The sequence below is a fragment of the Blautia sp. OM07-19 genome (genome assembly GCF_003481595.1).
Classification (GTDB): Bacteria; Bacillota; Clostridia; order Lachnospirales; family Lachnospiraceae; genus Blautia_A; species Blautia_A intestinihominis.
Genome location: NZ_QULA01000008.1, coordinates 33244 through 51096, shown reverse-complemented (window position 1 = coordinate 51096; position 17853 = coordinate 33244). Strand labels below are relative to the sequence as shown.

13 protein-coding genes are annotated in these 17853 nt (G+C 44.5%); 1 reads left to right on the top strand and 12 read right to left on the bottom strand.

The window, feature by feature from the left end:
• Positions 1-175 precede the first annotated feature (175 nt).
• Genes DXC01_RS07810 through DXC01_RS07795 form a run of 4 tightly spaced genes read right to left on the bottom strand, consistent with a single transcriptional unit; the run spans position 176 to position 5536 of the window.
• Entirely contained in the window at positions 176-1432 is a 1257-nt protein-coding gene (locus DXC01_RS07810; RefSeq protein ID WP_118698662.1) for an ABC transporter permease, read from the bottom strand.
• Between the two features lie 14 nt (positions 1433-1446).
• Positions 1447-3414 (bottom strand): efflux RND transporter periplasmic adaptor subunit, encoded by a 1968-nt coding sequence (locus DXC01_RS07805; RefSeq protein ID WP_118698661.1) that lies wholly within the window; start codon positions 3412-3414, stop codon positions 1447-1449.
• Positions 3411-4091: an ABC transporter ATP-binding protein gene (locus DXC01_RS07800; protein WP_118252658.1), complete on the bottom strand. Its 681-nt coding sequence runs from the start codon at positions 4089-4091 to the stop codon at positions 3411-3413. Before DXC01_RS07800 ends, DXC01_RS07805 begins: the two co-directional genes overlap by 4 nt.
• Positions 4091-5536, bottom strand: a complete 1446-nt coding sequence (locus DXC01_RS07795) for an efflux RND transporter periplasmic adaptor subunit (RefSeq protein WP_118698660.1) — start codon at positions 5534-5536, stop codon at positions 4091-4093. The genes DXC01_RS07800 and DXC01_RS07795 overlap by 1 nt, the downstream gene beginning before the upstream one ends.
• A gap of 299 nt (positions 5537-5835) precedes the next feature.
• On the opposite strand from DXC01_RS07795, the gene DXC01_RS07790 reads away from it, so the two are divergent.
• Positions 5836-7134, top strand: a complete 1299-nt coding sequence (locus DXC01_RS07790; protein ID WP_022214362.1) for a hypothetical protein — start codon at positions 5836-5838, stop codon at positions 7132-7134.
• An 80-nt stretch (positions 7135-7214) separates the two neighbouring features.
• On the opposite strand, the gene aspS is transcribed toward DXC01_RS07790, so the two are convergent.
• From aspS to recJ, 8 genes are all read right to left on the bottom strand, one after another.
• Complete coding sequence (aspS, locus tag DXC01_RS07785; RefSeq protein WP_022214363.1) at positions 7215-9011, bottom strand: aspartate--tRNA ligase; 1797 nt, start codon at positions 9009-9011, stop codon at positions 7215-7217.
• A gap of 27 nt (positions 9012-9038) precedes the next feature.
• Complete coding sequence (gene hisS / locus DXC01_RS07780; protein WP_118698659.1) at positions 9039-10289, bottom strand: histidine--tRNA ligase; 1251 nt, start codon at positions 10287-10289, stop codon at positions 9039-9041.
• 12 nt (positions 10290-10301) lie between these two features.
• Entirely contained in the window at positions 10302-10862 is a 561-nt protein-coding gene (locus tag DXC01_RS07775; protein ID WP_118252671.1) for an HD-GYP domain-containing protein, read from the bottom strand.
• A 22-nt stretch (positions 10863-10884) separates the two neighbouring features.
• Positions 10885-12435, bottom strand: a complete 1551-nt coding sequence (gene hemZ / locus DXC01_RS07770; protein WP_118252654.1) for a coproporphyrinogen dehydrogenase HemZ — start codon at positions 12433-12435, stop codon at positions 10885-10887.
• Complete coding sequence (locus tag DXC01_RS07765) at positions 12407-13036, bottom strand: MBL fold metallo-hydrolase (RefSeq protein ID WP_022214367.1); 630 nt, start codon at positions 13034-13036, stop codon at positions 12407-12409. The genes hemZ and DXC01_RS07765 overlap by 29 nt, the downstream gene beginning before the upstream one ends.
• A 26-nt stretch (positions 13037-13062) precedes the next feature.
• Positions 13063-15396, bottom strand: coding sequence for a RelA/SpoT family protein (locus tag DXC01_RS07760; protein WP_118698658.1), 2334 nt, complete (start codon positions 15394-15396; stop codon positions 13063-13065).
• A 65-nt stretch (positions 15397-15461) separates the two neighbouring features.
• Positions 15462-15986 (bottom strand): adenine phosphoribosyltransferase, encoded by a 525-nt coding sequence (locus DXC01_RS07755; RefSeq protein ID WP_022214369.1) that lies wholly within the window; start codon positions 15984-15986, stop codon positions 15462-15464.
• 114 nt (positions 15987-16100) lie between these two features.
• Positions 16101-17813, bottom strand: a complete 1713-nt coding sequence (gene recJ / locus DXC01_RS07750) for a single-stranded-DNA-specific exonuclease RecJ (protein ID WP_022214370.1) — start codon at positions 17811-17813, stop codon at positions 16101-16103.
• Positions 17814-17853: the final 40 nt, after the last annotated feature.

Genomic DNA, 17853 nt, shown 5'->3' with positions numbered 1-17853 from the left:
CCTTATTGAATCATTGCATACTGTTTATAGTTTAGCACATCTCACCCGGTATCTCAATTAAAAATATAAAAGCCGGATATTTTTTACATTTTATATAAAAAAACCTCTATGGTTCCCGGGAACCATAGAGGTTTTTTGTTACTGTTCACTCCGTTCACAGTAACGGATTTTTGACTTATTCACTTCGCAGTGCATCGATCGGGTTCAGGTCTGCTGCCTTAACAGATGGGAGCAGTCCAAAGATAACTCCGATCAGCATGGAAAATATTACTGATCCGATGATCGCCGGAATACTGATCGCCGTCGGTGCTCCCGAAAGCTTGGAGACCACTTTCGACAGGACAATTCCGACAATAACTCCAATGATACCGCCAATACTTGTCAGCATGGCCGCTTCTGTCAGAAACTGAAAAAGAATGACCTTTTTTCTTGCTCCGATCGCTTTCTTTAGACCGATCTCACTCGTTCGCTCTGTGACAGATACCAGCATGATGTTCATAACACCGATACCTCCTACCAGCAGAGAAATACTTGCGATCCAGATCAGCTGTGTATTGGTGCTTTCGCTGAGTTTCTGCATATTTCTTACCTGCTGCATCACATCGTCAGCCTTGTATTTGAACTTGGAAGAATTTGTATCAATTCCCTGATTCATAACTTCCGCTGCTGCATTTCCGGCAGAACTCATATTGTCTGTAGAATCCGCACGGATCACTGCATTCTGCGGCTCGTCAAACTGAAAAGCTGTCGGCCAGGTGGTTTCCGGGATCATAACTGTTCCCATGATGGTCTGATAATATTCATTGAACTCGTCAATCGTCTTGATGTTCGGAAGATAGTCATCACTCTGCTGAACAACCCCGACAACGGTAAACGGTTCTGATCCAATCTCAATCGTCTTACCTACCGGATTCTCTCCTGCAAACAGATTCTCTGCTGCATTATCATCCACAAGAACGACCTTTCTCATCTCATTGAGATCTTTCTGTACAAAACCTCTACCCGCTCTGACCATATACCCGCGGGTTTCCAGATACTCCATGTCTATTCCATAAATGCTTCCGCCCTGGAAACTGACATTCTGATAATAAACGTTGCTCGCATAAGAACGACTGTAAAAAAATGTCGCATTCTCTACATGATCCAGTTTCCGTACTTCTTCTTTCTGTTCATCTGAAAGAAGCGGTGCAGCTGTCCCATCACTCATTCCGTAATCCTGGTCATAAGCACTGTCTCCATAATTAAGCGTAATGGAAACCGTGTTATTACCCGCACCGATCAGGTCTTCCTTGATCTGTTCATTTGTTCCCTTCAAAGTTGAAACGATTGCAATAATGGAGGCAATACCGATAATGATACCAAGCATTGTCAGAAAGGATCGCATTTTGTGAGACCAGATTCCCTGAATGGATATTCTGATATTTTCAAGCATAAATTCCCACCTTCCTAGTAGCCATACATTTCGTCTGCTGAAACTTCTTTTGTTTTGACACCATCTGCAACATCATCGCCATAAGGAAAAGCAATTTTGTCTTCTCTGGTGATTCCTCCTGTTACGAGAACACTGTATCCACTGTTTACATTGCCTCCCACTTTCAGAATCTGTTTTTTCAGCACACCATTATCATCCTTGTAGACATAGCTGACTCCATTTTCAGTGCGGACAAATGCTCTGTCCAGAACAATTCCATTGCTGACCACATTCCCTGCCAGCATAACCGTAAGCCAGTCGTCATCTGATACTTTAACGGAACTGTCCTCTATAGTAGCTGTATATTCGTAGTAAGAAGCATTCGGATTCCCACTTCCATAATAGGAAGAATCGCCCGAAACAGGATACTCGGACACGTATGCCACCTTTGCATTAAAGTCACCATTTGAAGTGGAACATTTCAATTCTGTGCCTTCCTTTATCTGATCCAGCATCAGTTCACTTACCGTTCCTTTAACATAGTATCCTTCTTTGCTCTTAACTGTCATAAAAGTGCTTCCATCAGAAGATGAAGTTGTGGAATCTCCAACCTTTGCCACAGTTCCATCCAGTCTGCTGTAAATCGTTTCTTTCTGAACCTTCTTTTCCAGTTTACTGATATTCAGTTTGCTTTCCCGAATATCCAGACTCAGGCTCTGAATTCTTGATTTCTGGATTTTGATTGCTTCATCTCTGGTAATTGAAGCGTTTCCTGAATCATCCGCATTATCATAATCTCCACCATCATCATCTGGTAATTCATCCTCATACTGACTTGCACCATCCAGTGTATATTCAATTTCCGAATCATTATCTACACGTTTGTCAAGAAGATTTCCATCAATGAGATAATACCCAATACAGGATGACTTTCTGTCCTGATAATCTGCCACCTGATTATTCTGATGAAATTCCAGCTGATACCAGTATCCTGTCTTTCCCGCATCTCTTGTACCGTCACTGTTAAACTGTGCCATTTTGTTAAGGAAAGAACCTTTTGCAACTACATATCCTTCGGACGAGTCACACAGGAACACAAACGGATCATCCTTTGTACCAGTTCCGGTAATAGGTTCTGTTTCATCATTCAGGATCTTCACAAACTGTGATTCTCCATCCATCAGTTTATCTTTATTCTCACCTGGTGCTATATCCACAATTTTTACATCATCCACAAAATCGTCCTGCGGCTGATCTGCTCCCGGTGTTTCCGTTGGTGTTGGTATCGGTGTCTCTTCCGGTGTTTCTGTTTGTTCAGGAATCGGCGTAGGTTCCGTATCATCTTCCCCTGTATCATCAGAACCAAAATCCACATCTGCGCTCGTATCTGCTTCCTCAGAGGAAGCTTCCTGCTGCGTATCCGTAAAATCCTCGGTCGAAGCTGTGCTTTCCAGCATGGCTGCCGCCAGAATTGGATTCATTACTGCTGCCAGATAAACTCCGTTCAGGGAACTTCCAGCCGAAGCCAGCTCATCTCCGGTGCTGCTTGTATCTGTGTCCGATGGCTGGTCTGCATTCAGAGAATCACTGCCTGCATCGCTTTCCTCAACAGGACCTCCATTCTGAAGACTCGCAAGTCGTTTCTGTGCCTTTGCCAGATTTTGTTCCTGCTGTTCCTGCTTCAGTTTCGCGATCTTGAGTTCCATCTGCACCAGTGTCATATCAAAAGAAACCAGTTTGTCTCCTTTTTTTACTGTATCGCCTTTTGATACATAAACATCCTGAACGATCATGTCTTTGTCTATGGTAATACTTTGAACTGCACTTGTAGCGATATTTCCCTCCAGGCTGGTATCATCCGTATAATACTGACTCGCCAGGCTGTCCACACTTACAACTGACACTTCACTCTGATGTGATTTTCTGTAATAAACTGCACCACCGGCAGTACCGCCCGCTATCAATGCAGCGATCAGAACTCCTATGATGATTTTTTTCTTCATGAATTCACCTCTTTTTCCCTGAGTTCACCGTCACGGATCGTTACTACACGTTTCGCATGTGCTGCGATTTCCGGATCATGCGTGATCATCAGGACTGTTACCCCCTCATCATTTAACTTCTGAAAAAGCTCCATGACCTGTGCTCCGGACTTACTGTCCAGTGCTCCTGTGGGTTCATCTGCAAGAAGCAGTTTCGGACTGTTTACGATTGCCCTGGCGATCGCCACTCTCTGCATCTGTCCTCCGGAAAGCTGGTTCGGCTTAAAGTCAACTCGATCAGCAAGTCCTACACGATCCAGTGCTTTGAGGGCTCTCTGTCTGCGTTCTTTCTTTGGAACTTTGGCATAGTTAAGCGGAAGTTCCACATTTGCTGCTGCTGACTGCCGCGGAAGAAGATGAAAACTCTGAAAAACAAAACCGATCTTGTTCAGACGGATATCTGACATGTCATTTTCGGAACAGGTTCCAATCTCCTGACCATCCAGAAAAAATTCTCCCTTTGTCGGTTTGTCAAGACATCCTATGATATTCATAAGTGTTGTCTTGCCTGAACCGGACGGTCCCATGATTGCCACATATTCTCCCTCTTCCATGGAAAAGTTGATATCTTTCAGTACCGGAACGCTCATTTTGCCCTGCTGGTAATCCTTATAGATTCCTTTTAATTCCAAGATCATTACTCTGCCTCCGTATCATCCTGTATCGGGACCAGATCTTCGTCCGGGAGATCGCCATCGGTCATATCACCCGTATCGTAATCACTTATCATGGTGTCGTCTGTTCCGTCATACCCGTAGTCAATGCTATCCATATTATCATCTGCCGGAAGTTCATCAGAACTCATATCAGAAACAGGCTCCATATCTACATTATCTGACTCAACAGCTTCTTCTCTGTTTTTGGTCGTTGCCATTCCCTCTTTGAGATTTTCTGCCGGGTAAGCAATATAATCATCCTTCGTAAGTCCGTCTACGATCTCATATTCTCCCAGTTCTTCATCATACTGTCCAAGAATCACGCTGCGCTTCTCAAGTTTCTTGTCCTTACCCATTGCCCAGACATACGGCTGGTCAGTATCTGTATCTGAAATATACACTTCACTCAGCCACAGGCCTGCTTTCTGATCTTCCTGTCCTTCGTCATTTTCTATGTAAACATGCTGTCCAAGCATGAGACCGTCAGAAGAATCAAGATTCACATAAAATGGATAGGTACTTGAAGAAGTCTGGGAATCTCCACTTGCATCCATCATACCGAAGCTGTTGCTGTTACTGTTGGTAGTTGCACTGTCCTTATCAATAGTACCCATGGTCCCATGCCAGATCTGACTGCTGTCCACACGAGACCGGACAATTACCGGTTCTCCTTCTACAATGTTCTGGATATTCAGTTCATTTACAGTTCCTTTGACTCTGTACGAACCAGTACTCAGAATCGTAATAAATGCATTGCTGCTTCCACTTCCTGTATCAGAATAAGAAGACATATCGTCAGCACTGTCATCCAGACTGTCTCCATCATCTGTTGATAATTTAGATGTGTCAATCTTCTGAATTACACCATCAATCGAACTTCTCACCTCAGTATTACCTGTTGCGCTCTGCAGTTTATCAATTTCTGCCTGCTTGCTTTTCTGATTATATTCATTTTTTTTGAGATTCATTTTGTTTGTCTCAATTTCAATTGTATAAGACAGCTGATTGTCCTGAGATGCCTGTTTCTTTTCTTTCTCGAGAGTAGCAATCTGATCATTCAGGCTGGACTCCTCATTCTTGAGACGGTCCAGTTCCAGCTGCGCTTCCTCCAGGCTGTCCTGAATACTGCTGAGATCATATTCAAACAAAAGCTGTCCTTTTTTGACCTGGTCTCCTGTCTTGACCTGGACTTTCTTGACAGATCTTCCACTCTCCAGTTCCACCTCAACCGTTTCCTGCGGTTCTACCGTGCCTGCATATCTGTTGGATACACCTGCAGCATCTCCATTGATCTCACTGATCAGTGTTACATATACAACATCTCCGCTGACTTCCTGCTGTCCAAACACTCCTGTTTTCCAGCAGACTCCCGCTGCGCCTCCTCCTATTATCAGGATCCCCAAAAGGATCAGAATTCTTTTTTTCATAATATGAAGTTTCCTCCTTACAGCCCTTCGCCATCGGACATTCTGACATATTCCTGTCGTTTTTTGTTTCTTAATTTATGTTACATGATTACTGCTACAATTCTGTAACAGCTACTTTTTTATCTTACCTATTATAGCAGATTGTTTCCAAAAAAGAAAGTCTTCCACAAAATCATTAAGATTTTCACATTTTTTTCACGTTTTCTTTCCAAAAACAGAGTAAAATATCCATTTTTTTGACTTTTGAGCTGATTTTTGGTAAAATGTATAAGAATATTTTTTTGAAAGGAAAGATACTTATGAAGATTGCCAAAAATCTGATCTCTCTTTTCGTTTTTATCCTTGCAGTTGTCTGTTTTGGCGGCTGTTCCCACCTCGATAAAACCGATGTAAAAACAGTGATCAGCAACGAACTGAATCTCCTCAAGAATCTGGACTCCGATACTGCCCAGAAATATGTATCCTATAAAGAACTGTTCCCCGACGCAACGACGGAAACTTCTCTTTCCCAGGAAGTAGAAGAAGTTTTTTCTCTCTTCTTTCAGGATTTTGATTATCAAATTCTTGATCTTGACGTCGACGAAGATAAAAAAGAAGCCACAGCAAAGATAAAGCTGACTACCATAGATGCTCAGACCTTAGCTTCCGATTACGCCGAAGCTTCCCTCAAAGCAGCAATCCTCAAGGCAGCCAGTTCTGATTCAGCAGACACCGAAGAAACTACAACTTCCATGGAGGACCGTTATCTGATCCTTGATGATCTGTTGAAGCAGAATCACTATGAAACTATGGAAACGGAATGTACCATCAGGCTCACAGACAAAGGTACTTCCAAACAGGAATGGGAGATCATACGGACCCATTCTCTGGAAAATGATCTTGTCGGCGGTCTTATGACTTATCTGTCCGACAGTGATCTCATGTCTCCAGAAGAAACACTGTCCGTCTATTTAGATACCCTCAAAACCATGGATTCTAAACAAATGGGAAATTATCTTGGTCTGGAAAGTCTTTTGAACACTTCAGATTCTGCCAAGAATTCCATTGCATCAGCTCTTGTCGATCAGGTTCACAAAACTCTTGATTATCAGATCACCAGTTGCAATATTCAAAGTTACAATGCTGTCGTAACTACAGAAATTACAACTTTTGACAGTGCAGCCATACTTTCTGATTATCAGAGCAGCCGGGATACTTATCTCTCCTCTGTTGATGCCGTCATTGATGGTTCTTCCAAAAGATATGAGCATTCTCTGGAACTTCTCCTTAACAGCATTAAGGAAAACACAGATACCGTCACTTCTTCTGTTACTTTTCATCTTACCAACGACGGTGCATCCTGGAAACTCCTGGAAAACAGTGAAGCCATCGGAAATGCTATATTTGGAACGCTCAGCACCACACCTGTCCCAGATGAAAACAGCGAACTTTCAAATGATGAAAGTAACTCCGAACCATCTGACGAAACACTGTCTGATTCTTCCGAATATATCGATGAAGAAGATTTCGATTCCGGCTACGATTTTTCGGATGATGACGCAAATGCTGATAATTATGAAGATGACACTGCATCCGATGACAGTTCCTACGAAGAATAAACTTTCGTCCTTCTCCAGATCAAAAAACTCCTGCCAGACCTTTATATCACAGGCTGGCGGGAGTTTTTGTATATAATTAATTATTCAGCTTCTTCCGGAGCTGTCTCAAGTCCAAGTTCTTCAAGCTGCTGCTCGCTTACTCTGCTCGGCGATTCTGTCATCAGGCAGGAAGCATCTTTTACCTTCGGGAAAGCGATGACGTCACGGATGCTGTCAACTTTTGCCATCAGCATTACGAGACGGTCAAGTCCGTAAGCCAGTCCAGCGTGAGGCGGAACTCCGTATTTGAATGCATTCAGGAGGAATCCGAACTGTTCATAAGCAGCTTCTTTGGTGAAGCCAAGCATCTCAAACATCTTCTCCTGGATATCATTCTGGTGGATTCGAACACTACCACCACCGATCTCGTTACCATTCAGTACGATATCGTATGCTTTTGCACGGATCTTTCCAAGATCTCCGCTCTCGATCAGCGGGATATCTTCATCCATCAGCATGGTGAATGGATGGTGCATTGCTGTGTAACGGTTTTCTTCTTCGTTCCACTCAAGAAGCGGGAACTCTGTTACCCATACGAAACGATATTCATTCTTATCAAGAAGATCCATCTGTTTTGCAAGTTCTACACGGAGAGCTCCGAGAACATCGTATACAACTTTGTTCTTGTCTGCTGCAAAGAGAAGCAGGTCCCCCGGCTTACCTTCCATAGCCTGAACAAGTGCATCCATCTCTTCTTCTGTCATAAATTTGGCGAAAGAAGATTTGCGGGTGCCGTCTTCTGCGATCGCGATGTAAGCAAGACCTTTTGCACCATAAGTCTTTGCAAACTCAACGAGTTTGTCGATCTTCTTACGCGGCATGCTGCCCTGGCCTTCTGCGTTGATACCACGAACACTTCCGCCTGCCTCAAGAGCACCCTTGAATACTACAAATCCGCAATCCTTAACTACTTCGCTTACGTCATGCAGTTCCATTCCAAAACGCATATCCGGCTTGTCAGAACCGAAACGGTCCATAGCTTCCTGCCAGGTGATTCTCTGGATCGGAAGTTTAACATCTACATTAAGAACTTCTTTGAACAGGTATGCAAGGAATCTCTCATTTACGTCGATGACATCATCAACATCTACGAAAGAAAGCTCCATATCGATCTGCGTAAATTCCGGCTGACGGTCCGCACGAAGGTCCTCATCACGGAAGCAGCGTGCGATCTGGATATAACGGTCATATCCAGAGCACATCAGAAGCTGTTTGTAAAGCTGCGGAGACTGTGGAAGTCCGTAGAAAGAACCTGGATGGATTCTGGACGGAACAAGGTAATCTCTTGCACCTTCCGGTGTACTCTTACCAAGCATTGGTGTCTCAACTTCAAGGAATCCTTCGTCTGTGAAGAATTTACGGGTGAGCATCATAACTTTGCTCTTCATCATCAGATTTCTCTGAAGGTCCGGTCTTCTCAGGTCAAGGTAACGGTATTTCAGACGGATCTCGTCTTTTGTCTTGCTGTTTTCCTCGATCGGGAAAGGCGGAACATCGGACTCTGCCAGGATTCTTAAGGATTCTGCACGAAGTTCGAGTGCACCTGTAGCAAGGTTTTCATTTACAGCGCCGCCACGGTTCTCAACAGTACCTGTAACTGCGATCACAAACTCACTTCTCAGTTTGCCGGCTTTTTCGAATCCCTCTTCATCAATGCCGCCATTTTCAAAAATAACCTGCATGATTCCGGAACGGTCACGAAGATCAACAAAGACAAGTCCACCTTTGTTGCGGGCCTTCTGAACCCATCCCATCAGAGTTACTTTGCTGCCGACCATATCGTTTGTTACTTCTGCACATCGGCATGTCCTGTGCAGACCTTTCATACTTTCAGCCATGATTTTTCTCCTTTTGAAGCATTTATATTATTTATTAAAGAATTCTACAAATTCTGTATATCCTTCTGCGGTCATCTGTTCCTTCTGGAATTTCTTGTTTTTCTTCATGATAGAAATATTGACCTGAACGCCGTTCTTACGCTCTTCTTCTGCCTGTTTCAGAATTGGAAGAAGTTTGTCTGCCGGCATGTTTTTCTCGATCAGATATGCTTTCTTGGCTGCGCTTGTCGGGATCTCATATCCTCTCTCCAGAAGCAGCATAACGATTCTCTCAAATCCGATGGAAAATCCACATGCAGATGTATTCTGACCTGTAAATTTACCGATCATCTCATCATAACGTCCGCCGCCGCCGACAGAGCCGCCAAATTCATCCATTGCGATCTCAAAGATTGGACCTGTGTAGTAAGACATTCCACGAACCAGAGTCGGATCGAAGGAGATCTTGAAATCTGCGTTCTTTACAGAATCTACTGCTGTGATGATAGTTTCCAGATCTTCTGCAACCTTCGGATCAAGGACATCTCTCAGTTTCTCCTTGCAGTAGCGTACGCCCTCAATGTCAGAAGTAATTTCTTTGAACATACCAAGGTATGTATCAATGCTTTCTTTGCTGAAGCCTTCTTTTTCGAGTTCTTCTGCTACGCCTTCAAGACCGATCTTGTCCATCTTGTCAAGAATGATAAATACAGTATCAAAGCTTTCTTCCGGGAAGCCGCTGTACTGTGCCATAGCCTTGAGGATCTTTCTGTCGTTGATACGGATCGTGAAGTTATGGAAATCCAGTTTGCCAAGCAGTGTGGTAGTCGCCATGACCAGCTCGATCTCTGCAAGGTATGTGGACTCACCAAGAATATCGATGTCACACTGCATGAACTGACGGAAACGGCCTCTCTGCGGACGGTCTGCTCTCCATACATTTCCCATCTGCAGTGCCTTGAATGGTGCCGGAAGCTGGCTGGCATTGTTGGAATAATATCTGGAAAGCGGTACAGTCAGGTCATAACGAAGTCCGGAGTCTACCAGATCTGCCTCACACTCTGCTGTATCAAGTTTCAGTTTTTCTCCACGTTTGAGGATCTTGAAGATCAGTTTCTCATTTTCCCCACCCTGTTTGCTGCTGAGATTCTCGATGTGCTCCACGCACGGAGTCTCAATTGCTGTAAATCCGAATTTGCCGTAAGTTTCACGGATCATGTTCATCACATAATTACGGATCTCCATTTCCTTTGGTAAAATATCTTTCATACCGGTTACCGGTTTTTTCTTTAATGCCATGCTGTCCTCCTGTTATTTGTTATCATGTACCACTCTCTGAAATGCAAGAAAAACTTCCATATCAAAGTTTTTGATCTCATCGATCATCAGCTCTATCACACTGCTTACATCAAATGCCTTGCGGTAAGGTCTGTCTGAGATCAGTGCTGCATATACATCACAGACTCTCAGGATCCTGGCGCCCAGGGGAATACTGTCACCGGACAGATTGGATGGATATCCACTTCCGTCATAATTCTCATGGTGATAAAGGATACTCTGAAGAACTGTTTCCGAATAATCCTGATCTTTCAGTTCTTCATAACCAAGTGTCGAATGCATCCTGACATATTTCAGTTCCTCGATCAGAAGCGGATCGTTTTCCTGTCCGTTAATGTATCCTGTAAGTTTCAGTTTGCCAATATCATGAAGTATTCCTGCAATGGCAAGCTGATAACAGAACTCCTCATCCTGCCCCAGCTCCTTCGCTACCGCATACGCAAGATTACTGACCGCAATTCCGTGATTCAGTTCGGCAGACAGATCAAATTCCAGAAGCCTGTCCGGGGACTTTATCTCTTCTTCTTGTGTCATTTCCAACGTATATACCTCCTGCCTAGAGCCATTTCTGTATTCCTGCACGTTTTCTTTCTATCATTTCATCGATACGGGAAATATAATTAGTTACGTCTTTGACATTCTCTGCACGCTCGATGCGTCTGCCATGGTCAAAGACCAGTTTGGATGAGCCGCCTGCGCCAAGGGCAATGATCGGCTGTTTTTCTTCCATAATTAGTATATTGTAAATCCCGGCTTTGTCAACCTTTGCATAGCCTACATTTTCAAAATTACCCTTCATATTCTTCTGTCTGTACAGATAATAAGGTCCCATTTCCATTTCATAGGCTGTTTTCATGGTCATATCCATGATCTCCTGGTTGTTCTCAAACGTCATTTCCTGATATTTGTCTTTGAACATATTCAGGCGCGCTGCTCTCTTTACCGCCAGGGAATGTACCGTCAGGCTGTCAGGTGCAAGCCGTCTGACTTCCTCTAATGTATGCTCCACCATCGCTTTGTCCTCACCTGGAAGTCCCACGATCAAGTCCATATTGATATTATCAAAGCCACACTCTCTTGCAAGTTTAAACGCCTGCTCTGTTTCCTGTACCGTATGTCTGCGTCCGATGATATCCAGTGTCTCCTGGTTCATGGTCTGTGGATTTACAGAAATCCTCGTGACAGGGTAATTTCGGATCATCATCAGTTTTTCTCTGGTGATACTGTCCGGTCTTCCTGCCTCGATCGTAAATTCCACAAGGTGCTCGCAGTCAAAATGTTCCATAAGGGAATCAAACAGGACTTTCAGCTGTTCTGGTTCCAGAGTAGTCGGTGTTCCGCCTCCGATGTAGACAGTGTCCAGTTTTTTACCCTTTTGTCTCATAATCTCAGAGACAGCTTTGATTTCTTTGCACAAAGCCTCAAGATACAGATCTACCCTGTCCTTCCACTGTTTCAGCGGATAAGAGCTAAAAGAACAGTAAAGGCAGATACTCGGGCAGAACGGGATTCCGACATAAAGACTGTAACCATTCTCATAATCAATGTCCTTCAGGATTTCCCGCTCTCTGTTTGCGATCGTGATCGCCAGTGCAGTTTTCTGGGGGCTGACCATGTAGCGGTCTCTCATTTCCTGCGCTGCTTCTGTGTTTTTCATTCCGGACTCAATAAGTCCCATTGCCAGCTTCGCCGGACGGATCCCGGTCAGGTTTCCCCATGGAAGGGTTTTGCCCGTCAGGCTGACCAATAACCTGTACAGTGCCAGTTTCACGATGTCCTTGCGTTCTTTACGGATTGCATGTGCCTGTTCTTTCGCATCAGCATCTTCTGACGCCGAACAAGAAACAAGGGCATCCGAAGACTGCCCTTCTACAAATTCTGCACTTGTCACACCTTTGTTCTCATGATCCTCATAGCGGATCATGCAGGACTCATCCTGCTTTTCGATCCGGAAATAAAGATCACAGCCTTCCTTTCTCTCATCATAGGAAGAAGTGATTTCACTTCCTGGATAAAAAGCACGGATCAGTTCATAAATATCATGTTCAAATTCTTTATCAAGAAAAAGTATATCAATCTTATACAAATGGATTGTACCTCTTTTCATAACCGATTGTTGTCGATGCATCATGCCCCGGATATACCTCTGTCTCATCCGGCAGTGCATCCAGAAGACGATGAAGGCTTCTGACGATTGCTGCTGTGCTGCCCTCCGGAAAATCCGTTCTTCCTACTGATCCCTGAAATACGGTGTCGCCACTGAAAAGCACACCCTCATCCTTGAGATAATAACAGCAGCTTCCAACAGTATGTCCCGGTGTCTCGATCATCTGTACTGAAAATCCGGCCAGTTCTACGGTCTGAAGATCCTTAAGATAAACATCCGCATCCAGTGTACAGCTTCCATGACCAAACACTGACAGATTCACCTTCGGATTCAGAAGTGTTGTCTCTTCTTTTTCACTTGCATAGATTGGAATATTGTATTTCTTTCTTACCTCATCTGCTGCCATGATATGATCAAAATGACCATGCGTCAGAAGGATTCCGACAGGCTTGCCCTGCATCTCGGAAACTTTGCGCTCGATCGTATCCGCCGCATCTCCCGGATCCACGATCAGCAGTTCACCATTTTCTTTATTTTTGAGGAAGTAGCAGTTTGTGTATACACTTCCGACAATGCATTTTTGTAATTCCAGTTTTTTCATGCACTCTTTCTCCTATATATCGTTCATCAGCCTGGAGTTCCACGTTCTACATCAAGTACGCTCTCGATCTGACGGAGTTTCTCAATGAGAGACGCCAGTTCTTCCTTGCTTCCGATCTCAAAGCTGATGGAAATTGTGGCTTTCTCCTGCTTGTTGGTACGGCTGTTGATCGTTCGCATATCAATCTTACGTTCTGTGAACACTTTAGAAAGGTCTACCAGAAGACCTGTACGGTTATTGGCAAATACCTGAATATCTGCCATATATTTCTCAGAGCTTTTGTTCTCTGTTGGCTGCCATTCTGCCTCGATCAGACGGGAACGGTCTGTCTCTGACATGTTCAGAACGTTTACACAGTCCGTCCTGTGGATCGTGATTCCACGGCCTCTTGTGACAAAACCTACGATCTCATCTCCCGGAATCGGACTGCAGCACTTGGAAAAACGGACTGCAACATCATGGATACCCTTTACTACGATTCCGCCCTTGTTCTTGGTTATATGAAGCTTCTCCTGCTGTTCACCGGCCGCCTCAAGGACCTGCTCATCAGTAAGATGCTTCTGATTTTCCTTCTCATAAGCTTCCAGTAGTTTATTGAAGACCTGGCCTTCCTTAAGTCCGCCATGTCCGATTGCTGCCAGCACAGAATCCCAGTCACGGAAACCATACTTGCGCATAACAGATTCCAGAAACTGTGATTTGGTATAATTACTGATCTTATATCCCTTGGACTTCGCATACTGTGTCAGCATTTCCTTGCCCTTGAGGATATTGTCTTCTTTAAGTTCTTTCTTGAACCACTGATTGATCTTGTTCTTTGCCTGTGTACTCTTGACGATCTTGAGCCAGTCACGGCTCGGTCCCTGGGAATTCATCGAAGTGATGATCTCAATACGGTCACCATTCTTGATCTGATACTCGATCGGGACAAGCTTGCCGTTTACTCTCGCACCTACCATACGGTTTCCTACCGCACTGTGTACACTGTACGCAAAATCGATCGGTGTGGAACCATTCGGCAGAGTCTTGACATCTCCCTGCGGAGTAAAGCAGTAAACACTGTCCGCAAAAAGGTCCAGGTCATTCTTGAGAAGGCTCATGAACTCCCTGTTATCGGACATGTCCTTCTGCCATTCAAGGATCTGACGGAGCCAGTTCAGCTTCTCCTCCTCGCGCTTATCTACCGGCAGTTTGCCATCGGAAGATTCCTTATATTTCCAGTGTGCAGCGATACCATATTCTGCTGTCTTGTGCATTTCGAAAGTACGGATCTGGATCTCAAATGGCTGTCCATTTGGTCCGATCAGTGTGGTATGCAGGGACTGGTACATATTTGGCTTCGGCATGGCAATGTAATCCTTGAATCTGCCCGGGATCGGTTTGTACATCTCATGGATGACGCCAAGGGCTGCATAACAGTCCTTGACTGTATCTACCAGAATACGGACTGCAAACAGATCATAAATCTGATCGATCGTCTTGTCCTGATTGACCATCTTCTTGTAAATACTGAAGAAATGCTTGATTCTTCCATCCACCTGTGCCTTGATTCCGGCATCGTCCATATGCTGCTTGACCTGGCTTACGATATTATTGACAAATTTCTGGCGTTCACTCTTACGAAGAGCGACCTTGTCCACAAGATCATAATATACATCCGGTTTGAGATATTTCAGTGACAGGTCATCCAGCTCCACCTTGATCTTGGAAATACCAAGACGCATGGCGATCGGTGCATAGATGTCCATGGTCTCTCTTGCCTTTTCCTGCTGTTTCTCCGGTCTCATATACTGCAGGGTACGCATATTATGAAGTCGGTCAGCAAGTTTGATCAGGATTACACGGATATCCTTTGCCATGGCAAGAAACATCTTACGAAGGTTCTCTGCCTGCTGTTCTACCTTGTCTGAGGAATAGCTCAACTGTCCCAGTTTTGTTACACCATCTACAAGAAGCGCAACCTCTGCGCCAAATTCCTTCTCCAGTTCCTCGCAGGTCATCCAGGTATCTTCTACAGAATCATGAAGAAGACCTGCAACAATTGTTTCCTTGTCCAGTTCGAGATCGGCAAGGATGATCGCAACGCACAGCGGATGAATGATATACGGCTCTCCTGACTTTCGCTTCTGATCCTTATGTGCCTCTCTTGCAACTTCGTATGCCTTCTCTATCATAGAAATATCCGTAGAAGGATGATATTTCTTTACGCTGGAGATCAGCTCATCGTATAAGACTTCCGGGCTTGTAAAATCATTCATGGATTTTACTGCCGCATCTGCCCGTTTTACAGATTCCAGTTTTTCTTTTTCTACCTGATCCGGATTCTTCTCAGGCTGTGCATTTTGTTTCTTCTCTGCCATTCTCTCCCACCTGCCTGCCATCGTTTAGATTTTGTATCTGTGCTTCTTATCGGGTTACTTCTACATTATTTGCCATCGTATTTGATGACAGAAGCTACATCATAGCCTGCAAGTTTTTCTCTGCCTTTCAGTCCGGCAAGTTCCATAAGGAAAACAACCTTGACTACTTCACCGCCAAGTTCCTCTACCAGTTTGATCGCAGCTTCGATAGTACCGCCCGTTGCGATCAGGTCATCTACGATTGCAACCTTCTGTCCTGGTTTGATGGAATCCTTATGCATCTCGATCGTGGCACTGCCATATTCCAGATCATAGCTCTGTGAGACAGTTTCGCACGGAAGTTTGCCCTTCTTACGGATCGGTACAAATGGTTTGTGAAGATTGTATGCAATCGGCACGCCAAAGATAAATCCTCTGGATTCTGTTCCTGCGATCACATCTACCTCTGTATCCTTAAGACAGGCCTGCATGGAATCAATTGCAAGCTGTAAACCATCCGCATCCTGAAGAACACTTGTTATATCACGAAAAATAATGCCCGGTTCCGGAAAATCCGGAATGCTTCTTACATAATCCTCTACTCTTTTCATATATGCGTACCTCCGACTTTTTGTATAAATCTAGGTAATCAGTATATCACTTTTTTTTGATGGAATCAATGTCTAACCCGACAAGAGTCGTGAAAATACAGGGATTTTCGACTTTTAACAGTAGTTGCGAATGACAACCTGCAGGGTTTCACGTCCCTGATATACATTGATCTCCGGGTAATATGTCACGGAAATCTCCTCCTGCTGCCGTACAAAATCCGCAAATTTCTCCGCTTCTCCGAAGTACACCGCATCCATCTGCATGCCGGTCTGATCCTCCAGTTTCATCTTTGCCACATTCTGATTCTTCCCAAAAATCCTTAAGTTTAAAACCCGTAACCCCTTTTGTGCAAAAATCGGCTTGGTGTTTCCTTTGCCAAACGGCTCCAGAATTTTTAACTGCTCTGTAAGTTCCCTGGAAAGATAAGAAACCGGCATTGGTACATCGATCACGATCTTTGGACGGAGTTCTTCTTCTGTCAGAGTACAGTTTGCATTCAGCTGTTTTCGGAACAGTTCAACATTTTTTTCTTCGATAGAAAGTCCTGCTGCCATCGGATGTCCGCCAAACTGGATCAGAAGATCTCCGCATTTGACCATTTCTTCGTACATTGAATACGCTTCTATGGAACGGCCGCTTCCCTTGACAGAGTTTTCACCCTTTGTGAGAACAAAGACCGGTTTATGATACTTTTCACGGATCCTGCCCGCAATGATACCTGCAAGACTTTCGTGACAGTCCGGAAGATAGACCACCAGCACACGATCCTCATTTAAGCCCGTCTCTTCGATCAGGCGGATGGCTTCTTCTTTTCCTTTTTCTGTCATTGCCTTTCTGCTCTGGTTCAGGGCAAGAAGATCTCCCGCCAGCTCTGCTGCCTTTTCTTCGTTTGTTTCGCAGAGAAGTTCCAGTGACCTCGCAGCCGTGTCAAGACGTCCGCTGGCATTGATGCATGGTCCAAGCACAAAACCTACATGATATGCCGTGATCTCCGCACCATCCAGATTATTCGCACGGATCAGTGCCCGAAGTCCCGGTGTATGTGTCGCCGAAAGCTGTCTCAGACCTTCTTTTACGATGATCCTGTTTTCTCCCTGCAGATCCATGACATCGCCAACGGTCGCAACAGCTGCCAGTTCTGTAAAATCCAGAACTTCACTTTGTGAGATTCCATTTTTTTCATATAATGCCCAGATCAGTTTCCATGCAACGACTGCCCCGCAGAGGTTTTTGTTCGGATACGCACAGTCTGCCTGTTTCGGATTGATCACCGCATCTGCCGGCGGTATGATCCATTCTTTTCCATTTTCTGTCTCTTGGAATGGAATGTCATGGTGGTCAGTGATAACTACCGTCAGGCCACGTTCCTTTGCATCCGCGATCTCTGCCGAAGCTGCAATTCCATTATCACAGGTGACGATCGTATCAATCCCATCCTCCACTGCTTTCTGGATAAGCTGTTCATGGATTCCATATCCATCTTTGATCCTGTCCGGAATATAGGTGTCCGCATCCGCCCCCAGTCTCTGGAATCCTTTGAGCAGAATGCAGGTCGAGGTAACGCCGTCTATATCATAATCCCCGATAATCCTGATTTTTCTGTGTTCTTTTATTTTTTCCTGAAGGATCTCCACTGCTTTGTCCATGTCTTTCAAAAGCCACGGTGATGGAAGTTCCTTTAATGTCCCATAAAGATAGGAACGGATATTTTCTGTTCCTTCTACATCCCTGTTCCTGATCAGTCTTGCGATCACCGGATCGATCCCGAATTCCTGGCTGATCTTCTGAAAATCTGCACGTTTCGCGCAGACTACCCATTTTTCCATAGTTCTTTCTCCCTGTGTCTTCTTCCATAAAATACATATT